Source organism: Mycobacterium sp. NGS22 (assembly GCF_059813095.1).
The window spans coordinates 138,756-160,672 of the sequence record NZ_JCALDY010000009.1; the positions used below are offsets into that span (position 1 = coordinate 138,756).

Sequence of the window (21,917 nt, forward strand, 5' to 3'; positions counted from 1 at the left end):
CGTCAACATGGCACGCGGAGCCTTTCGGCGACCAGACGGCGGACGGCGTCGTTGTCGGCGCCGAGGTCGACGGCCGCCGTCGTCACCACCGGTGGCCGCGGCGGTGCGGCGGGCAGGTCCGACTCCGACGCGCTGGCCGGGAGTGCCGCGTAGGTCGCGGCGACGGCGGCCATCGCGACCTCGATGAACTCCCCGCCGCCACGCTGCAGCGAATCGGTCACCGCGCGCGCCGCCTCCAACCCGGCCAGCGGATCGGCGATCGCGTCGCCGCAGAACACCGGCCCGCGACCCACCAGCCCGCCGGCCACCGCGGCGTCGTCGCCGAACGCCGGACGCCGGGACCCTGCGCCGTGCCCGGAGATCCGCAGCCAGATCCGTCCGGCCCGCGGGGCCAGGTCGTCGGGTCCGAGTCCGCGCCGCGCCAGTCCGTCGGGCCGGGATCCCTCCAGGACGACGTCGGCGCCCGTCAGCAACTCGCGCAGCTCGACGCTGTGGCGGTCGAAATCCAGGCAGTAGGACAGCTTGGCGCCGTTGATCCAGTCGAAGAAGACCCGGTTGCCGGCCCGGGTCCCGTCCGGGCGGGCGGGGCTTTCCACCTTGATCACGGTGGCCCCCGCCCGGGCCAGCAGCCGACCGCACAGCGGGCCGGCCCACATCGAGGTCAGATCGGCGACCAACAGTCCGGCGGGCGAGCGCGCCGACACCCGCGGTGCGATGCGGCGCACCACCGGCGGCGCGGCGGCGGCCTCGCCCAGTGCGGCGGCGGGAAGGTCGAGAAGTTCGGCGCGCTCGAGGATCTCGCTCGCCGGCCGCGCCTCGACCCAGCGGCCCAGTGGCGGCCACGGATCGTCGGGCGGCGCGTCGACGCACAGCAGCGCGGGAACGGCGGCGACGTCGTCGGGACGCGACAGGGTGAGCGCGCACCAACCGTCGCGGGCCGCGAGCAGCCGGGTGGCACCGCCGGCCGACACCCGACCGGCGCGGGTCAGACCCAGCAGTGCGGCCCGCCCGGTCAGCAACGTGGTCGCGTCGGGGGCGATCTGGCTGGCGCGGTCCAACACGGCCGCCCGGGAGAAGTCGGGTGGCCCGTCGGCCGGACCGGTCAGGCAGGCCAGCCCGCTGCCGGCCCATTGGACACTCACCACACCATGGTTGCGCGCATTCCGCTGGAGGTGGGCGCGGGGCCGGTCCTGCGCGACCGACTGGGGTACAAGAAGCGCCAGTATGCAGAGACTATCCGGATGATTTCTAAGTTTTTGACGGGAATGCAGTTTGTTTTGACGGAAATCAAGTTATCGTTCGTATCGGCTTTGCCGACCAGCATTGACCGGGGGACATGTAAACGCGGCCTGAACAGGTTCGTGACCCAGCTAGTGGATGGTTCCCCGATGTCGTATCTTCTTGCAGCGCCGGACGTGCTGAGTGCCGCGGCTTCCGACTTGGCCGGTCTGGGCGCCACGCTGGAAACGGTCAATGCCGCAGCGGCAGCCTCGACCACCAACGTGCTCGCCGCGGCGCAGGACGAGGTCTCCACCGCCATCGCGTCGCTGTTCGCCACCCACGGGCAGGCCTACCAGAGCATCAGCGCACAGGCGGAGGCCTTCCAGGCCCAGTTCCTGCGGGCGCTGGCGGCCGGCGCGAACTCGTATGCGCTGGCCGAGACGGCCGCCGCCGGTCCGCTGCAGCCCTTGATCGACCTGATCAACTGGCCCACCGAGACTTTGTTCGGACGTCCGATCATCGGCGACGGCGCCGACGGCCTGGACGGAACCGGGGCCGCCGGCCGGCCTGGCGGGTATCTGTACGGCAACGGCGGCCGCGGCGGTTCCGGTGCGGCCGGTCAGGCCGGCGGGGCCGGCGGGTCGGCCGGGTTGATCGGCAACGGTGGCGCGGGCGGTGCGGGCGGGGCTTCGCCGACCGGCACCGGCGGGTTCGGCGGCGCCGGCGGCAACGGTGGCTGGCTGTGGGGCAACGGCGGCGCGGGCGGGACCGGTGGCGCCAACTCCGGCGGCCTGGGAGCGGGTGGCCTGGGCGGTCTCGGTGGCAGCGCACGCCTGATCGGCAGTGGTGGGTTCGGCGGTGCCGGCGGGTCCAGCGCCAGCGGCGCCGGTGCGGCCGGCGGGGACGGCGGCGGCTCCGGTCTGCTGTGGGGCCACGCCGGTCACGGCGGCAACGGCGGCAACGCCAGCGGCAGCGGGACCGGTGGCGCCGGCGGCCACGGCGGCAATGCATGGCTGCTGGGCCCCGGCGGCTTCGGCGGGAATGGCGGAGACTCCGCAGGTCTGGGCGCTGCCGGCGCGGGCGGTGACGGCGGCAATTCGCTGTTCCTGGGCCACGGCGGGGCCGGCGGCAACGGCGGTAACGCCACCGGTACCGGCGCCGGCGGCGCCGCGGGAGTCGGCGGCAACGCCTGGCTGGCCGGTCACGGCGGCAACGGCGGCAACGGCGGCAACAGCCTGGGTGCCGACGCCGGAGCCGGCGGCGCCGGCGGCGCGGCCTGGTTGCTGGGTCCGGGTGGTAGCGGCGGCGCGGGCGGCACCAGCTCGATCGGGTACGGCGGGGCGGGCGGCGCCGGAGCCACCGGCGGACTGCTGATCGGCAGCGGCGGAGCAGGCGGGGCCGGCGGCCACAGCCTGGGCGGCAGCGGAAACGGCGGGGCCGGCGGCACCGGCGGCAACGCCTGGCTGCTGGGCAACGGCGGCAGCGGCGGAGCCGGGGGATCCAGCGTCGGCGGCGACGGCGGCGCCGGTGGTACCGCAGCCAACGGCGGGGTGTTGATCGGCTCCGGCGGGTCCGGCGGCGCCGGCGGCTCGACCGCCTTCGCCACCGGTGCCGCGGGCAGCGGCGGCACCGCCGGCAGCGCCTGGCTGCTCGGCCACGGCGGCCACGGCGGCAGCGGCGGTAGCGCCCCCGGCGGCGGGCTGGCCGCCAACGGCGCCAACGGCGGCACCGGCGGATTCCTGTTCGGCTGCGGCGGCGACGGCGGCAACGGCGGCACCGGGGTGGCCGGTATCGGCGACGGGATCGGCGGCGGCGGCGGCAACGCCTGGTTGTTCGGCAGTGGCGGCGACGGCGGCACCGGCGTGATCGGTGGGACCGCCGGCCGGGCCGGGTTCCTGATCGGCCACGGAGGCGACGGCGGCACCGGGCGTCCGGGCGCCAACGGTGGCCTGCTGTTCGGCGACGGCGGCAACGGCGGCGACGGCGGCTTCGAGCTCCCGTCCCACGGCGGTAACGGCGGCCGGTCCTGGCTGCTCGGCAGCGGCGGTCACGGTGGTGCCGGTAGCGGTGGAATCGCCGCCATCGCCGACGGGAACGGCTGGTACGGCGGCAACGGCGGCGACGCCGGGATCCTGTTCGGGTTCGGTGGCGACGGCGGCGCCGGAGGCGGCGGGTTGGTCGCGGCGGCTGGTTACGGCAACGGCGGTGGTGGCGGCGCCGGCGGTGACGCCGGGTGGATCTGGGGCCGCGGCGGTGCCGGAGGGCACGGCGGCTCCGGCGGTGTCGGGATCGCCGGTGCGACCGGCGGCGCCGGCGGTACCGGCGGCAACGGTGGCACGGCGGTACTGCTCGGCAGCGGCGGCGCCGGCGGCAGCGGCGGGACCGGAGGCCTGGCCGGGGCCGGAACCTCGGGCGGAACCGGTGGTCAGGGCGGTCACGCCGGGGGCAGCGGGTTCCTCTACGGCAACGGTGCGGCCGGCGGGGCCGGCGGCTACGGCGGGGTCGGCGGGCCATTGTCGGCCGGCGGGGCCGGTGGGGCCGGCGGTAACGGCGCATCGACCCTGCTGCTCGGCCACGGTGGTGCCGGTGGGGCCGGCGGAGCCGGTGGCGGCGGCGTCGCCGGAGTCGGTGCGGCTGGCGGCCACGGCGGAGCGGCCGGGAACAGCGGGTTCATCTACGGCAACGGTGGAGTCGGCGGCGCCGGAGGTGCCGGCGGCGAGAACCCGAGTGGCGCGGCCGGTGGACCGGGCGGGGGCGGCGGCAACGGCGGCAACGCCACCTTCATCGGCAACGGCGGCAACGGCGGTGTCGGCGGAGCCGGTGGCAAAGGCAACCCCGACGGCGCCGACGGTACGGGTGGCGGCGGCGGCCGCGGCGGGTTCTTCGGCCAGCCCGGGACCGCCGGCCTATCCGGATAACTCGCCAAGTTCACAACCGACGGTCATCATCCGTCCGGCAGAAGCGTGACGCAGGCCACTGCGAGCCGCCGATTGTCGCTCTCGAAGTGCTTCAACTGGCTCTTTCGGAGACTTTTTGTATGAGTTTTGGCGAATTTGACGGAAACGTAGTTTGATTAGACACAAGTCGAGTTATCGTTCGTATCGGCTTTGATGATCAGCATGACTGGGGGACATGCGAACGTCGGCCTTAACAGGCCGCGACCTAGCAAATGGCGGTTTCCCATGTCGTACTTCATCGCAGCGCCGAGCGTCCTGAATGCCGCGGCTTCGGACCTGGCCGGTATCGGCGCCGTTCTGGAAGCGGCCAACGCATCTGCGGCAGCCTCGACCACCAACCTGCTCGCCGCGGCGCAGGACGAGGTGTCCACCGCGATCGCGGCGCTGTTCGGCACCCACGGGCAGGCCTACCAGACCATCAGCGCCCAGGCCGCGGCCTTCCACAGCGAATTCATGCAGAACTTGTCGGCCGGCGCGGGCTCCTACGCCCTGGCCGAGGCCGCCAACGCGGCGCCGCTGGCCGGACTGGGCGAGGCGGTGCTCGGAGTCATCAACACCCCCACTCAGGTCCTGCTCGGTCGTCCGCTGATCGGTGACGGCGCCAACGGAACCCTGCCCGGCCAGGCCGGCGGGGAAGGCGGTCTGCTGTGGGGCAACGGCGGTGCGGGCGCCGGCGGCGCGGCCGGACAGGCCGGCGGGCGCGGCGGTAACGCCGGGTTGATCGGACACGGCGGTGTCGGCGGGGCCGGCGGGGCCTCGACGACCGCCAACGGCGGAGCCGGCGGGGCCGGCGGCAACGGCGGATGGCTGTACGGCAGCGGCGGCGCCGGCGGCATCGGCGGCGCCAACCTCAACGGTTTGGGCACCGGCGGCATCGGCGGTGCCGGTGGCCGTGCCTGGCTACTCGGCGCCGGCGGGATCGGCGGAGCCGGCGGCATCGGGGCCAACGGCGGGACAGGCGCGGCCGGCGGCGCCGGCGGTTGGCTCTACGGCGACGGTGGCGCCGGCGGGGCCGGCGGCGGCAACACGAGTCCCACCGGCTACGGCGGTACCGGCGGACGCGGTGGCGACGCCTGGCTGATCAGCGCGGGCGGCACCGGTGGTGCCGGTGGCACCGGTCCGTCCGGCGGTGGTCAAGCCGGCTTTGGTGGTGCCGGCGGTCACGGCGGTCTGTTCGCGGGTGCGGGCGGTGCCGGCGGTGCGGGCGGCACCGCGGGCATCGGCGGTAGCGGCGGCGCCGGTGGCGACGCGGGATGGCTTTCCGGCGCTTCGGGTGGCGCCGGGGGTGTCGGCGGCATCGGCAACGTCGACAACGGCGGCCTCGGCGGGGCCGGCGGCTCGGGCGGCCTGTACGGACCCGGCGGGGCCGGCGGCACCGGTGGGACCGGTGCCGCGATCGGCGGTGTCGGCGGTCGCGGCGGCAATGCCGGCTGGTTGCTGGGCACCGGTGGCTCCGGCGGAACCGGCGGCACCAGTGGCGGCGGCCACAACGGCGCCACCGGTGGCGCGGGCGGCAGCGCCGGCTGGCTGTACGGCCAGGGCGGGGTCGGCGGCAACGGCGGAAACGGCGGCATCGGCGCCCTCGGTGTGAACGGCGGGCACGGCGGCGACGGCGGCACCGGCGGTCGAGGCGGCCTGCTGTTCAGCGACGGCGGTAACGGCGGCAATGGCGGCATCGGCGGTAGGGGCGGCACCGGGATCCAGGGCGCCAACGGAGCGGACGGGACCTTCCCCGGCGGCGACGGCGGTGACGGCGGTGACGGCGGGGCCGGTGCGACCGGCGGTAACGGCGGCAATGGTGGCGCCGGTGGCCGCGGGGGTCTGCTCTTCGGTGAGTCGGGCATTCTCGGGCGCGGTGGCGCCGGCGGTGACGGCGGCACCGGCGGCGGCGCGGGCAACGGCGGCAACGGCGCGGCCGGCAACGCGGCCAATCCGCACGGCGGCAACGGCGGAAACGGCGGCAACAGCCAGGGCGCGGGCGGGGCCGGCGGCACCGGCGGCTACGGCTCGGTCATCGGCGCGCACGGCAAGTCCGGCAGCGGGACCCTCCTCGCCGGCGGTAACGGCGGCCACGGCGGGGCGGGTTATGACGCCTCGACCGGCAACGTGGCCGGCGCCAGCGGCGGCAACGGCGGTAACGGCGGTAACGGCGGCAACTACGGCAACGGTGGCGCCGCCGGGGCCGGCGGCAACGGTGCGGCCGGCGCGGACGGCACCGCGGGCGCCAACCCGGGTGACAGCGGCGGCAACGGTACCGACGGCGGTCGCGGTGGCTCCGGCGGTGTCGGCGGAAATGGCGGTTCGATCAGCGGTAACGCCGGCGCCGGTGGCGCCGGTGGCGCGGGCGGTAAGGGCGGCACCGGCGGGCTCGGCATCGACGGCAAGGACGGCACCGCCGCCGGGCAGGCAGGTCTGGCGGGCGGCAACGGCGGTGACGGCGGATCCGGCGGCAACGGTGGCGCCGGAGGCAAGGCCGGACAGGTGCTGGGCAAAGGCGCCGCGGCCGGCGACGGCGCGGGAGGCACCGGCGGTGACGGCGGTGCGGCCGGGCGGCCCGGCGAAGGTGGCACGGGCGCCGACGGCAACGCCGCGCATATCGACGGCGGTGCCGGTGGCGCCGGCGGTGACGCCGGAACCGCGGGCGGCGGCGGCAAGGGCGGCCTGAACGGCAGCACCGTCGGCACCGGGGCCGACGGGAAGAACGGTGCTTCGGTGGTCGGGCCGGCCGGTAACGGCGGCAACGGTGGTGCGGGCTTCACCGCGACGACTCCCGGCGCCGACGGCGGTGACGGCGGGGCCGGTGGTGCCGGCGGCAACATCGGTAACGGCGGTACCGGCGGGGCCGGCGGTGACGGCGCGACAGGCGCAACCGGCGCTGACGGGGCCGGCGCGGGGGGTCACGGCGGCGACGGCCTGGCCGGCGGCAAGGGCGGCGAGGGCGGCGCAGGCGGCGCGGCCGGCGGCAAAGGCACCGTCGGCGGTGACGGCGGCGCCGGTGGTAAAGGCGGCGCCGGCGGTAAAGGCGGCAACGGCCTCGACGGCGAGAACGGTGCCGCGACCGCCGGTGCGGGCGGTTCCGGCACGGCCGGCGGCAACGCGGGCAGTGGCGGCGAGGGTGGCGCCGGTGGTAAAGGCGGCGCGGCCGGCGGCACCGGCCAGGGCGGCAACGCGGGCAACTCGGGATCCGGCGGCGCCGGTGGCAACGGTGGCGACGCCGGCACCGCCGGCAAGGGCGGTATCGGCGCGGCCGGTGCGGTGGGCACGGTGGGCAACAGCGGCGACGGCTACGCCGGCGGCCACGGCGGTGCTGGAGGTAACGGCGGCAACGGCGGTAACGGCGGTACCGGTGGGCAAGCAGGCGCCGGCACCGGCGGTGTTGCCGGCAAGACGGGCGACGGCGGCAACGCCAGCAGCGGTGGCGCCGGCGGCGCGGCCGGTGCGGGCGGCGCCGGCCTCGAAGGCGCCGACGCGGCGGCCGCGGGTGCGGCCGGAACCGACGGTGGTGACGGCGGTGCCGGCGGTACCGGTGGCGCCGGCGGTAAGGGCGGCAGCGGCGGAACCGGCACCAACGCCGGCAAGGACGGCAGCGGCGGAGCCGGTGGCGCCGGCGGCAATGCGGGCACCGCCGGTGACGGTGGTCGGGGCGCCGACGGGGTCGCCAACGGAGTCCTCGACGGCGGCGCGGGTGGTAAGGGCGGCGACGCTGGCGCGGTCGGCCAGGGCGGCGCGGGCGGAGCCGGACCCGCCGGCAAGGGCGCGACCGGTGTGGACGGCAACGGCGCCAACGGTGGGCACGGCGGCGCCGGCGGCGACGGCGCGGCCGGCGACAACGGCGACAACGGCGTGGGTGCGGGTGCCAGCGGTAAAGACGGTGCTGCCGGCGGTCGTGGTGGCGAAGGTGGCGCCGGTGGTACCGCCAGCGGTGCGGGCACCGTGGGCGGTAACGGCGGTGCCGGTGGTCAGGGCGGCGCAGGCGGTGCCGGCGGTTCCGGTGTCGGCGGTGTCGACGGCAAGACCACCAGTGGGGCCGGTACGGCGGGGCAGGCCGGTGGCAACGCCGGTAACGGCGGCAACGGTGGGGCCGGCGGTAAGGGCGGTGACGCCGGCAGCGGCGGAACCGGTGGCGGCAAGGACGGTAACGCCGGCAGTGGTGGCGCGGCCGGCAACGGTGGCGCGGCCGGCACCGCGGGCGCGGGCGGCGCCGGCGGCCAGGGTCATGACGGAACCGCGGCCAGCGCGGGCCACGGGTTCGCCGGTGGCAATGGTGGCGCCGGCGGCAAGGGCGGCAGCGGCGGCGACGGCGGGGCCGGCGGCCAGGCCGGTGCCGGTACCGGCGCCAGTGCGGGCAAGGACGGCAACGGCGGGGCGGCGAGCTCCGGTGGCGCCGGCGGCGCGGCAGGCTCCGGCGGGGCCGGCCTGACCGGTGCCGACGCGGTGGCTGCCGGTGCGGCCGGCAACTCCGGCGGCAATGGCGGGGCCGGTGGCAAGGGCGGCGACGGCGGCGCCGGCGGGACCGGCGGCAAGGCCGGTGGCGCTACCGGCAGCAAGGGTGCCGATGGCAACGGCGGCACCGGTGGCGCCGGCGGCGACGCCGGGACCGCCGGCGACGGTGGTCGCGGCGCGGACGGCGCGACTTCCGGTGTGCTCGACGGCGGCGCGGGCGGCAAGGGCGGCGACGCCGGTGCGGTGGGCGCCGGCGGCAGCGGCGGTGCCGGTGGGGGCGCCACCGGCACCAAGGGCGGCGACGGTGTCGCGGGTGTTGGTGCTGATGGTGGTGATGGTGGTGCCGGTGGTCATGGTGCGGCCGGTGCGGCGGGCAAGGATGGTCTGAACTCCGGGGAGCATGGCACGGCCGGAGCCAAGGGCGGGGCCGGTGGCGCTGGTGGTGCTGGTGGGTCGGCCAGCGGGACGGGCACCGTCGGTGGTGACGGCGGGGCCGGCGGTAAGGGCGGTGTCGGTGGTGCCGGCGGCAGTGGCCGCGACGGCGCCAACGGCGTAGCGACCGCAGGAGACGGTCAATCCGGGCAGGCCGGCGGCAACGCCGGGGCCGGCGGTGAAGGCGGGGCCGGCGGTAAGGGCGGTGACGCCGGGACCAGCGGGGTCGGCGGCGCGGCGGCCAAGGCCGGGTCCGGCGGGGACGCCGGGGCCGGTGGTCACGCCGGCGCGGCCGGCAAAGGCGGTATCGGTGCGGCCGGCAACCACGGCATCAACAGCGGCGACTCCGGGTTTGCCGGTGGTGACGGCGGCGCCGGCGGTCAGGGCGCCAACGGCGGTGCCGGTGGGGTCGCCGGCCTGGCCGGTGCCGGTGCCGGCGGAGTGGCCGGCGCCAACGGCAACGGCGGCAATGCCAGCAGCGGTGGTGCCGGTGGTGCGGCCGGTTCCGGTGGGGCCGGAATCGACGGCGCGATCGGTCAGGCCGGCACCAACGCCGGGGCCGGTGGCATCGGTGGTAGCGGCGGCGCCGGCGGTAAGGGCGGCGCCGGTGGCACCGGCGGCACCGGCGGTAACGCCGGGGGCGCCGGGGCCAGCAAGGGTCTGAGCGGTGTCGGCGGCGACGGCGGCCAGGGCGGTAACGCCGGCACCGCCGGTGACGGCGGCCGCGGCGCCGAGGGCACCAGCACGTTCATCGACGGCGGCGCGGGCGGCAAGGGCGGCAACGCCGGCGCGGTCGGGGTCGGCGGCACCGCGGGCACCGGACCCGCCGGCACCGGCATGGGCGGACTCAACGGTCTGGGCGCCAACGGCGGCGATGGCGGCGCCGGCGGCAACGGCGCAGCAGGCACCAACGGCGACAACGGAATTGGTGCGGGCGCCGACGGCACTGCCGGCACCAGAGGCGGCAACGGTGGCTCCGGCGGTGCCGGTGGCACGGGCAACGGCGTGGGCGCCAAGGGCGGTAACGGCGGCGCTGGTGGACAGGGCGGCGTCGGCGGCAAGGGCGGCTCCGGCATCGCCGGCGCTGATGGAAAGGCGACGCTGGGCGCCGGCGAGGCCGGGCAGGCGGGCGGTAACGCCGGAGCCGGTGGCGCCGGCGGAAACGGCGGGACCGGCGGTGACGCCGGTGGCGGCACCGGCGGTGCGGTGGCCGGCAACTCCGGCAGTGGTGGCGCGGCGGGCAACGGCGGCGCGGCGGGCACCGCCGGGGCCGGTGGAGCCGGAGCAGACGGCCGCAGCGGCGTGAACGCCGGTGATTCGGGCTACGCCGGCGGCAACGGCGGCAAAGGTGGAGCCGGCGCCGACGGCGGCAAGGGCGGTGTCGGCGGACTGGCCGGTGCCGGAATCGGCAGTGGCAACGGTGCCAACGGCACCGGTGGCAACGCGAGCAATGGTGGCGCCGGCGGTCGGGCAGGCTCGGGCGGCGCCGGGGTCGACGGCGCCGTCGGTCAGGCCGGGGTGAATGCGGGCGCGGGCACCGCCGGTGGCAACGGCGGGGCCGGCGGTAAGGGCGGCGACGGCGGCGCCGGCGGCACCGGCGGGCAAGCCGGGGGCCCGGGCGCGAGCGCCGGCACGAACGGTCAGGGCGGCAACGGCGGCAAGGGCGGTAACGCCGGTGCCGCCGGCGACGGCGGCCGTGGCGCCGAGGGCACCAGTACTTACGTCGATGGCGGCGCGGGCGGTAAGGGCGGCGACGCCGGTGCCGTCGGGGCCGGCGGCAAGGCCGGCAGCGGTCCGGGAGGATCCGGCGCGGGCGGTGTCGCGGGTGTTGGTGCTGATGGTGGTGATGGCGGTGCCGGTGGTCATGGTGCGGCCGGCGCGGCGGGCAAGGATGGTCTGAACTCCGGCGAGCATGGCACGGCCGGAGCCAAGGGCGGGGCCGGTGGCGCTGGTGGTGCTGGTGGTTCGGCCAGCGGGACGGGCACCGTCGGTGGTGACGGCGGGGCCGGCGGTAAGGGCGGTGTCGGTGGTGCCGGCGGCAGCGGCCGCGACGGCGCCAACGGCGTGGCGACCGCAGGAGACGGACAATCCGGGCAGGCCGGCGGCAACGCCGGGGCCGGCGGTGAAGGCGGGGCCGGCGGTAAGGGCGGTGACGCCGGGACCAGCGGGGTCGGCGGCGCGGCGGCCAAGGCCGGGTCCGGCGGGGACGCCGGGGCCGGTGGTCACGCCGGCGCGGCCGGCAAAGGCGGTATCGGTGCGGCCGGCAACCACGGCATCAACAGCGGCGACTCCGGGTTTGCCGGTGGTGACGGCGGCGCCGGCGGTCAGGGCGCCAACGGCGGTGCCGGTGGGGTCGCCGGCCTGGCCGGTGCCGGTGCCGGCGGAGTGGCCGGCGCCAACGGCAACGGCGGCAATGCCAGCAGCGGTGGTGCCGGTGGTGCGGCCGGTTCCGGTGGGGCCGGAATCGACGGCGCGATCGGTCAGGCCGGCACCAACGCCGGGGCCGGTGGCATCGGTGGTAGCGGCGGCGCCGGCGGTAAGGGCGGCGCCGGTGGCACCGGCGGCACCGGCGGTAACGCCGGGGGCGCCGGGGCCAGCAAGGGTCTGAGCGGTGTCGGCGGCGACGGCGGCCAGGGCGGTAACGCCGGCACCGCCGGTGACGGCGGCCGCGGCGCCGAGGGCACCAGCACGTTCATCGACGGCGGCGCGGGCGGCAAGGGCGGCAACGCCGGCGCGGTCGGGGTCGGCGGCACCGCGGGCACCGGACCCGCCGGCACCGGCATGGGCGGACTCAACGGTCTGGGCGCCAACGGCGGCGATGGCGGCGCCGGCGGCAACGGCGCAGCAGGCACCAACGGCGACAACGGAATCAACCCCGGTGACAGCGGCACCAACGGAACCGCCGGCGGCAAGGGCGGCAACGGCGGCGAGGGCGGCACCGCCAGCGGCACCGGTACGACCACGGGCGCCGGCGGCGCCGGCGGTCGGGGCGGCGTCGGCGGCAAGGGCGGCTCGGGACTCAACGGCGCGACCGGAACGATGACCGCGGGTGCGGGCAACGCGGGCGGCGCCGGCGGCAACGCCGGCCACGGCGGCAACGGCGGCGCGGGCGGCAACGGCGGCGCCGCGGGCGCAGCCACCGCCGGCATCACCAAGGGCGCCGCGGGCAATGGCGGCGCGGCCGGCAACGGCGGCGCGGCGGGCAACGCCGGGGCCGGCGGGGTCGGCGCCAGCGGCGCCAACGGCACCGCGGGGATCAACAACGGCGCTGGATACACCGGCGGTGGCGGCGGCGCCGGCGGTACCGGCGGCAACGGCGGCAAGGGCGGCAACGGCGGCGCGGCCGGCGGCGCCGGAGCGACCGCCGGAACCAACGGCAACGGCGGGGCGGCCACCAGCGGCGGCACCGGCGGGTTGGCCGGTTCCGGCGGCAACGGCGTCAGCGGTGCTGCCGGGCAGACCGGAGTCAACGCGGGCGCGGGCACCGCAGGCGGCGACGGCGGCGCAGGCGGCAAGGGCGGCGCCGGCGGAACCGGTGGCAACGGTGGTGCCGCGGGCACCGGCGGCACCGGCGGCACCGCAGGGGCCAACGGCAACGGCGGCGCCGGCGGCAAGGGCGGTAACTCCGGTGCGGCCGGCAACGGCGGCAACGGCGTGGCCGGCACCCTGGGCAACCCGGACGGCGGTGCGGGTGGCGCCGGCGGCAACGCCGGCGCGGCCGGCTCGGGCGGCACCGGGGGCAGCGCAGGTACCGGCGGTACCGGCGGCACCGCCGGTGGCACGGGTGCAACCGGTACCGGTGCCAGCGGCGGCAACGGCGGCAGCGGCGGCGCCGGCCTGGCCGGCACGACCGGCAGCAACGGGACCAACGCCCTCAACCCGCACGGTGCCGATGGCACGGCCGGCGGAACGGGTGGCGCCGGCGGTGCTGGCGGCAAAGGCTTCGGCGCAGGCTTCAAAGGCGGCAACGGCGGCGCAGGCGGTACGGGTGGCACCGGCGGCAACGGCGGTAGCGGCATAGACGGCAGCAACGGAGTCGCCACCGCCGGGGTCGGCGGCGCCGGAACCGCCGGTGGTAACGCGGGCAGCGGCGGCGCCGGCGGCAGCGGCGGCGCCGGCGGCGCCGCGGGAGTGGCCAACGGAGGCGCTGCCGCGGGCACCGCGGGCAGCGGCGGCAACGCCGGCAAGGGTGGCAACGCCGGCACCGCCGGCAATGGCGGCAGCGGCGCGGCCGGCGCCAACGGCACCTCGAACACCAACAACGGCGCCGGTTACGCCGGCGGCGAAGGTGGTGCCGGCGGCAAGGGCGGCAACGGCGGCAAGGGCGGCACCGGCGGCGCGGCCGGTTCCGGCACCGGCGGCACCGCCGGCACCAACGCCGGCGGCGGCAACGCCAGCAATGGTGGCACCGGTGGCGCGGCAGGCAACGGTGGTACCGGCTTCACCGGCGCCAACGGCGTCAGCGACGCGAACAACTACAACAACGGCATCGGTGGCGGCCAGGCCGGCGGCGACGGCGGCAACGGCGGCACCGGCGGCGCCGGTGGCGCGGGCGGCACGGGCGGCGCGGCCGGCGGCTCCGGCGCCAGCGCGGGCACCAACGGCACCGGCGGCATCGGCGGCAAGGGCGGCAACGCCGGCACACCCGGCAACGGCGGCAACGGCGCGGCAGGCACGAGCACCAACGTCAACGGCGGCAACGGCGGCAACGGCGGCAACGCCGGCGCCATCGGCAAGGGCGGCGCCGGCGGCACCAACGGCGGCGGCGGCACGGCGGCAAGTGGCGCCAACGGTGCGGGGATCACCGGCATCGTCGGCAACGGCGGTAGCGGCGGTAGCGGGTTCAGCCCGCAGGCTGCGGGCGCCAGCGGCGGCGACGGTGGCGCCGGCGGCGACGGCGGCAACTACGGCAACGGCGGCGCCGGCGGTAAGGGCGGCAACGGCGTGGCCGGCAACGACGGCGTCGACGCGAGCAAAGCCGGCGGCGACGGCGGCAACGCGCAGGTAGGCGGGTCCGGCGGTGACGGCGGCCGCGGCGGCAAGGCCGGTGTGAACGCCGGCAACGGTGGCGCCGGCGGTGCCGGCGGTCACGGCGCCGACGGCGGCGATGGTGGCGACGGCCAGAACGGCAACGCCGGTGTGGCCGGGCAGGACAAGTACGGCAACGGCATCGGCGCCGGTCAGAACGGTGGGAACGCCGGCAGCGGCGCCAAGGGTGGCAGCGGCGGCAACGGCGGCCTCGGCGGCAACTCGACCAAGGGCATCGCGGGTACCTCCGGTGCCGGCGGCAACGCCGGTAACGGTGGCGACTCGGGCACTCCGGGTGACGGCGGCGCGGGCGCGGCCGGCACCTCCACCAACCCCACCGGTGGGGCCGGCGGTAACGGCGGTAACGCCGGTGGCGTGGGCGCCGGCGGCGAGGGCGGCAGCAACGGCAACGGCGTCGGCTTCGGCAAGTACGGCGTCGACGGCGCCCTGCCCACCACCCCGGTCGGCAACGGCGGCGACGGCGGAGCCGGGTTCACCTCGACCGCTGCCGGCGCCAACGGTGGTGACGGCGGCGCCGGTGGCAAGGGCGGCAACTACGGCAGCGGCGGCAACGGCGGCGCCGGCGGCAACGGTGTGGCGGGCGCGGTCGGCCAGAACGGCGTCAGCGACGGCGACAACGGCGGCACCGGCCAGGCCGGTGGTACCGGCGGCAAGGGCGGCGCCGGTGGTGACGCCGGCAGCCAGCTGGGCGACGGCGGGTCCGGCGGCAAGGGCGGCGCCGGGGCCGACGGCGGCAAGGGCGGTCTGGGCCACGACGGCGGCGACGGCGTGTCCGGCGTCGACGAGTACGGCAACGGCGTCGGCGCCGGCCAGCACGGTGGCGACGGCGGCGACGGTGGTGTCGGCGGCGGCGGCGGTGCCGGCGGCGCGGGCGGAAACGCTGGTCCGTTCGGTGTCAAGGGCGTCATCGGTGACGGCGGCAATGCGGGTAACGGCGGTGCCGCGGGTGGTTCGGGCAGCGGCGGGAACGGCGCGGCCGGCATCTCCGGCGCCACCGCCGGCGGCGACGGCGGCAACGCGGGCAATGTCGGCAAGGCGGGCGCCGGGGGCATCGGCGGCGTGGACGGTGCCGGCGACGCGAGCGGCCTGAACGGCAAGGCCGGCGCCAGCTTCACCGGCCCGTCCGGCAACGGCGGCAACGGCGGCGTCGGCCACAGCTGGGCGCCCAACGCCACCGACGCCAACGGCAACGGCCTGGCCGGCGGTGCCGGCGGTAAGGGCGGCAGCGGCGGCACCAACGGCAACGGCGGCAACGGCGGCGCCGGCGGTGCCGGCTCCAACGGAGCCAACGGCGTCAACAACGGCAACACCGGCTCCGACGGCAGCAACGGCGGCAACGGCGGCGCGGGCGGCCAGGGTGGAGCCGGCGGCGCTGGCGGCACGACCATCGGTGACGGCGGCGCCGGCGGCAAGGGCGGCAACGCCGGCAGCGGCGGCAACGGCGGTAACGGCACCAACGGCGACGACGGCGTCCCGAACAAGGACTACTACGGCACCGGCATCGGCGGCGGACAGAACGGCGGCGACGGCGGCACCGGCGGTACCGGCGGCGCAGGCGGCGCCGGCGGCGCGGGTGGCACGGCGACCAAGGGCGTCGCGGGCGCCGGTGCGGCCGGTGGCAACGCCGGTAACGGCGGTAACGGCGGAACCCAGGGCAACGGTGGCGACGGCGCCGCCGGCACCGCTGCCAACCCCGACGGCGGCAAGGGCGGCAAGGGCGGCGACCCGGGCAGCGGGTCGGCCGGCGGCGCCGGCGGCAGCGGCGGCGCCAACGGCAGCGGCACCGGCACCGGGTCCAAGGGCAACAACGGTGCCAACGGCTCCACCCCGGTCAACGTCGGCGGTAATGGCGGCCAGGGCGGTGACGGCTACAACGCCACCGTCCCGGGTGCCAACGGCGGCAAGGGTGGCGCCGGCGGTGACGGTGGCCTGTACGGCGACGGCGGCGCCGGCGGTAACGGCGGCCAAGGCGCGACCGGGCAGAACGGCACCAACGGCACCAGTACCGACCCGAACGGCACCGACGGCAAAGCCGGTGGCAATGGCGGGGCCGGCGGTGACGGCGGCAAGAGCGGTGCCCTCAACGGCCACGGCGGCGCGGGTGGCAACGCCGGCAACGGCGCGGCCGGCGGCACCGGCGGCAACGGCGCGAACACCGCCGCGGGCCTCGGCGGCAACGGCGGCAACGGCGGCAACGGCGGTCTGGGAGCGGCCGGCGGCAAGGGTGGCGACGGCTTCCTCGGCGGCGGCGACGGCGGCCAGGGCAGCAACCCCGGTGCCGGTGGCACCAACGGCACCGCCGGGAACGGGCCGGGCGGGTCGGGCACCAACGGGACTCCCGGCACCACGCCCACCACGGCGACCGGTCACGGCGGTGACGGCGGCGACGCGTTCGGCGTCCCCGGCGCCGGCCAGACCGGCTACGCCGGCGGCAACGGCGGCAACGCCGGCGCGTACGGCAACGGCGGTAACGGCGGCGACGGTTACACCGGCGGCACCGGCGTGACCGGCAGCACCGGCGGCCCGGGCCAGGACGGCGGCGTCGGCGGCACCGGCGGCACCGGTGGCGCCGCGGGCAAGGGCGGCAACGGCGGCACGATCCAGGGCAACAGCGGCAACGGCGGCAACGGCGGTGACGGCGGAGCCGGCGGCGTCGGCGGCAAGGGCGGCACCGGCGACTTCAGCGTCAACGGCGGCAAGGGTGGCAACGCCGGCAACGGCGGCACCGGCGGCAAGGGCGCCAACGGCGGCGCCGCCGGCTTGGTCACCAACGGCACCGTCGGCACCGGTGGCAACGCCGGCGACGGCGGCAACGGCGGGGTGAGCGGCGTCGGCGGCACCGGCGCGGCCGGCACCAAGGCCAACCCGAACGGTGGGGCCGGCGGCAACGGCGCCAACCCCGGGGCGGGCGGCAGCGGCGGCACCGGCGGCACCGGTTCGACGCCGGGCGCCAACGGCAGCAGCGGCAGCATCCCGACCGACCTGGCCGGCGACGGCGGCGTCGGCGGTGCCGGCTGGAACTCCGACGACCCGACCAAGGCCGGCGGCAACGGCGGGGTCGGCGGCAACGCCGGGCAGTACGGCGAGGGCGGCGCCGGCGGCAAGGGCGGCAACGGGGCCAAGGGTTCGACCGGCGCAAACGGTGCCGCGCCCGGCGCCAACGGCAGCAGCGGCGGCAACGCCAGCGCCGGCGGCGACGGCGGTACCGGCGGCAAGGGCGGCACGATCGCCGGTGACGGCGGCGTCGGTGGCGCCGGTGGCTACGGCGGCGACGGCGGTACCGGCGGCAACGGCGCCGGCGGCATCAACGGCGGCGACGGCGGCGACGGCGGTACCGGCGGCAACGGCGCCAGAGGCGGCAAGGGTGGCACCGGCGGAGCGCCCAGCGCCCCCGGTTACAGCCAGGGTGCCGGTGGCGTCGGCGGCAACGGCGGCAACCAGGGCATCGGCGGCAACGGCGGCAACGGCGCCGACGGCACGGCCGGCAACCCCAACGGCGGCCACGGCGGTGACGGCGGCGTGCTCGGTGCCGCGGGTGGTCTCGGCGCCGGCGGCGCCGGGTCCACTACCGGCGCCGACGGCAAGGCCGGCGGCGTGCCCGTCGGGACCGGCGGCAACGGCGGCAACGGCGGCAACGGCTTCAACCCGACCACGCCGGGAACCAGCGGCGGCAACGGCGGTAACGGCGGCGCCGCGGGCCAGATCGGCAATGGCGGCAACGGCGGCAACGGCGGCAACGGGACCGCGGGCACCGCGGGCGTGAACGGCACGGCGCTCGGCCAGAGCGGCACCAGCGGCCAGACCGGCGGCTCCGGCGGCCTGGGCGGCAACGGCGGCGACAGCGGCTCGATCTCCGGCAACTCCGGCAACGGCGGCAACGGCGGCAACGGCGCGACCGGCGGCAAGGGCGGCAACGGCGTGCAGGGCAAGGCCGGTCTGCAGGGAGTCAACAACGGCGCCGGCGGCGGCGGTGGCGACGGCGGCAACGGCGGCGACGGTGGTGCCGGCGGCAACGGCGGCAAGGCCGGCAACCTGCTCGGCACCGGCACCAAGGGCACCGACGGCAACGGCGGCAACGGCGCCAACGGCGGCAAGGCCGGTACCCCGGGCAACGGGGGCGCCGGCGCCAACGGCACCGTCACCAACCCCAACGGCGGCAACGGTGGCGACGGTGGCGACGCCGGCATCGCGGGCAAGGGCGGCGCCGCGGGCGTCGGCCTGACCAGCGGCACCGCCGGCACCGACGGCGCGTCGGTGGTCGGCCCGGCCGGCAACGGCGGCCAGGGCGGGGCGGGCTACAACCCGCTGACCAAGGGCTCCAGCGGCGGCAACGGCGGCAACGGCGGCAACGCCGGCACCATCGGCAACGGCGGCAACGGCGGCGCCGGCGGCAACGGCGTCGACAACATCGCCGGCGCCAACGCCACCAGCCCCGGCGACTCCGGTGTCGACGGCCGCGCCGGCGGCAACGGCGGTAACGGCGGCGCAGGCGGCCAGGGCGGCTCGATCTCCGGTGACGGCGGCAAGGGCGGTGCCGGCGGTAACGGCGCCAACGGCAGCGCCGGCGGCAACGGCAAGTCCGGGCTGAACGGGGTCGCGGACGTCGACCAGTACGGCACCGGCGTCGGCGGCGGCGAGAACGGCGGCAACGGCGGCGCCGGCGGCAACGGCGGCAACGGCGGCAACGGCGGCGTCGGCGGCAAGGCCACCCCCGGTAAGGGTCTGGACGGCATCGACGGAATCGGCGGCAACGGCGGCAACGGCGGCAAGGCCGGCACCCCGGGCGACGGCGGCAACGGCGCGAACGGCACCGTGACCAACCCCGACGGCGGCGTCGGCGGCAACGGTGGCAATGAGACCGCAGGCAAGGGCGGCACCGCAGGCACCTCCGGCACCCAACCGGGCACGCCGGGCACCAATGGCGCCATCGCCGGCGGTGCGGTCGGCAACGGCGGCAGCGGCGGCAACGGCTACAGCCAGACCGCCGCCAACCCGGGCACCGCGGGCGGCAACGGCGGAGCCGGCGGCAACGCCGGCAGCCACGGCAACGGCGGGGCCGGCGGCAACGGCGGCAACGGTTCGGCCGGCACGGCGGGCAACGCCGGATCCGGGGCCGGCGCCAGCGGCACCGACGGCATGCAAGGCGGCGCCGGCGGTCACGGCGGCAAGGGCGGCGCCGGCGGCTCGGTCTCCGGCAACGGCGGCAAGGGCGGCAACGGCGGCACCGGCGCCACCGGCGGCGACGGCGGGGCCGGCGTGAACGGTGCGGCCGGAGTGGCCGGAACCAACAACGGGGCCGGACAGAACGGCGGCAACGGCGGCACCGGCGGCAACGGCGGCAACGGCGGCAACGCCGGTCTCGGCGGCAGTGCGCCGGGCGGGATCGCCGGGGCCGACGGCAACGGCGGCAACGCGGGCAACGGCGGCAAGGCCGGCACCCCGGGTGACGGCGGCGCGGGTGCGGCCGGCACGGCCACCAACCCGCACGGCGGCAAGGGCGGCGACGGCGGCAACGCCATCGTGGGCAAGGGCGGCACCGGCGGCACCAACAGCGGTGGCACCGGCAGCACCGGCAGCAACGGCGCCAACGGCACGGCGCCGGTCGGCGCGGTCGGCAACGGCGGCGCTGGTGGCGCCGGATTCACCCAGACCAGCACGGCGGGGGCCAGTGGCGGCAACGGCGGTAACGGCGGTAACGGCGGCACCTACGGCAACGGCGGTCACGGCGGTGCCGGCGGCAACGGCTTCGTCGGCGCGACCGGCGGGACGGGCCTTGTCGGCGGCAACGGCGGGTCGGGCGGCATCGGCGGTGACGGCGGCAACGGCGGTTCGATCTCCGGCAACGCCGGCAATGGCGGTACCGGCGGAAACGGCGCCAACGGCGGCACCGGTGGCGCCGGTGTCAACGGCACCACCGGCACGGTGGGCGTGAACAACGGCGCCGGCACCAACGGCGGCAACGGCGCCAGCGGCGGCGCCGGGGGCAACGGCGGCGCAGGCGGCAAGGCCGGATCGGTCACCCTGGGCACCGCGGGCACCGACGGCGCAGGTGGCAAGGGCGGTAACGGCGGCACCGGCGGCAAGGCCGGGGCGGGCGGCGCCGGGGCGACCGGTGACATCAACGTCAACGCCGGTGCCGGCGGCAAGGGTGGCGACGGCGGGATCGGCGGTGCCGGTGGCGCCGCGGGCACCGGCGGCGCCGGCGGCGGGACCACCGGCGCGGGCGGTCTGGGCGGCAACGGCGGCAGCGGCGGTGGCGGCGGCACGCCGGGTGCCGGCGGGGCCGGTGCGCAGGGAACCGCCGCCGTCCCCGACGGCGGTAAGGGCGGCGACGGCGGCACCGGTGGCAAGGGCGGCGCCGGCGCAGCAGGCGGAACCGGCGGCAGCGCCGGGGCGGGCGGCACCGGCGGTAAGGGCGGCAACGGCGGCACCGGTGGTGCGGGCGGCAGCGCGGTCGGCACCGGCGGCGCGGGCGGCAGCGGTGGCGGCGTCAACGGCAACGGCGGCAACGGCGGCACGGGCCCCAACGGCGGCAGCGGCGGCGACGGCGGCAACGCCGGTAGCGGCGGGTCGGGCGGCACCGCGGGCGCTAAAGGCAGCGTCGGCAATGGCGGCGCCGCCGGCACCGGCGGCAACGGCGGGACCGGTGGCGCCGCGACGGGCACCGGGATCGCCGGCGTCGCGGGAGGCAAGGGCGGCAACGGCACCGCGGGCAAGGCCGGCACCTGATAGACGAGCAGGCCGACCGCCGGGTCCAGCAGCGTGGCTTGGCGGTCGGCCTGCTATCCAGTCAGAACTGCAGTGCGCGCCAACGCCAATCCAGTACCTGCCGGTCCGGCTGCTCCCCCGAGCCGGCGACGGCGTAGACCAGCGACCGCAACCCCAGCACGCCGCCATTGGGCCCCGGCTCGGCGGATTCGACGTGCAGCTCGCTGTAGAGCGTGTCCCCCTCCCGCACCGGCCCGGTGTGGTCACAGGACTCCCAGCCCAGCACCGTCGCCAGGTTCGGCAGCAACCGGTTGGCCTGCGCGAACGCCAACGAGATGGTGTGCCCGCCGTAGACCAGCCGCTGCCCGGCGACCCGCGAATCGTGGTGTACCGCAGCAATATTGAGCGTCAGGCGGGCCAACTCGGGCGCGCTTGTCACCACGTCGGCGGTGCTGTGCAGTACCGCACCCGCCAGCGCGGGGTCGAAATGCGGTCCCGGTACGCGCTGCCGGAAGGCCTCGCCGTCCCAATCCTCGGTGGGCGCGGCCACCGGAAGCACCGCGTCGGCGCCGATGGCAGACAGGTCGTCGGCCCGGTCGGTGCCCTGCCAGTCCGGGCCGGCCGGCAGCATCGCGCAGCGGTAGAAGTCCAGAACCAACTGGTCGGCCTGGTCGATGGTGGTCATCCGCAGCGCCGCCAGACCGGTGGGGGCCCGGCCGGGCTTGGCGGCGTTGGCGCGCAACCCCACCACCTCGGTGCGGGTGTAGATGGTGTCGCCGATCACCGGGAAACGGTGGAACGTCAGCCCGCGGTAGAACAGGTTGGCTTTGACGCGCTGGGTCGCCAGCGTCGACTGGCCGATCGCCACGTTGCACACCAGACCGGGGTGCGCCAGTGCGGCCGGTGCGCCGGTCACCGCAGTGCACAGCGAGCTGTCCAGCGAGAGCCGCAGCCGGTCCCCCACGATCGCCTGATGGGCGCCCGCCAGCCCGGCCGTCAGCGTCACCGAAGGCGCCCAGTCGAACACCTGGCCCACCGAGAGGTCGTCGAAGTAGGCTCCGCCCGCCCGGATGCCCGCATACCCGTAAGTCACAACGCCCCATGCTG

General features: G+C 77.9%; 4 protein-coding genes. 2 read left to right on the plus strand and 2 right to left on the minus strand.

Going from position 1 to position 21,917, the window contains the following annotated elements:
- Positions 1–2: 2 nt before the first annotated feature.
- Positions 3–1,142 (minus strand): CoA transferase, encoded by a 1,140-nt coding sequence (locus tag AC5Y47_RS11205; protein ID WP_499944038.1) that lies wholly within the window; start codon positions 1,140–1,142, stop codon positions 3–5.
- 246 nt (positions 1,143–1,388) lie between these two features.
- Here AC5Y47_RS11205 and AC5Y47_RS11210 point away from each other — a divergent pair, with 246 nt between their 5' ends.
- Complete coding sequence (locus AC5Y47_RS11210) at positions 1,389–4,139, plus strand: PE family protein (RefSeq protein WP_499944039.1); 2,751 nt, start codon at positions 1,389–1,391, stop codon at positions 4,137–4,139.
- A 264-nt stretch (positions 4,140–4,403) separates the two neighbouring features.
- Complete coding sequence (locus AC5Y47_RS11215; protein WP_499944040.1) at positions 4,404–20,831, plus strand: PE family protein; 16,428 nt, start codon at positions 4,404–4,406, stop codon at positions 20,829–20,831.
- Positions 20,832–20,892: 61 nt separating this feature from the next.
- Here AC5Y47_RS11215 and AC5Y47_RS11220 read toward each other — a convergent pair whose 3' ends face one another.
- Complete coding sequence (locus AC5Y47_RS11220) at positions 20,893–21,903, minus strand: MaoC family dehydratase (RefSeq protein ID WP_499944041.1); 1,011 nt, start codon at positions 21,901–21,903, stop codon at positions 20,893–20,895.
- Positions 21,904–21,917 lie beyond the last annotated feature (14 nt).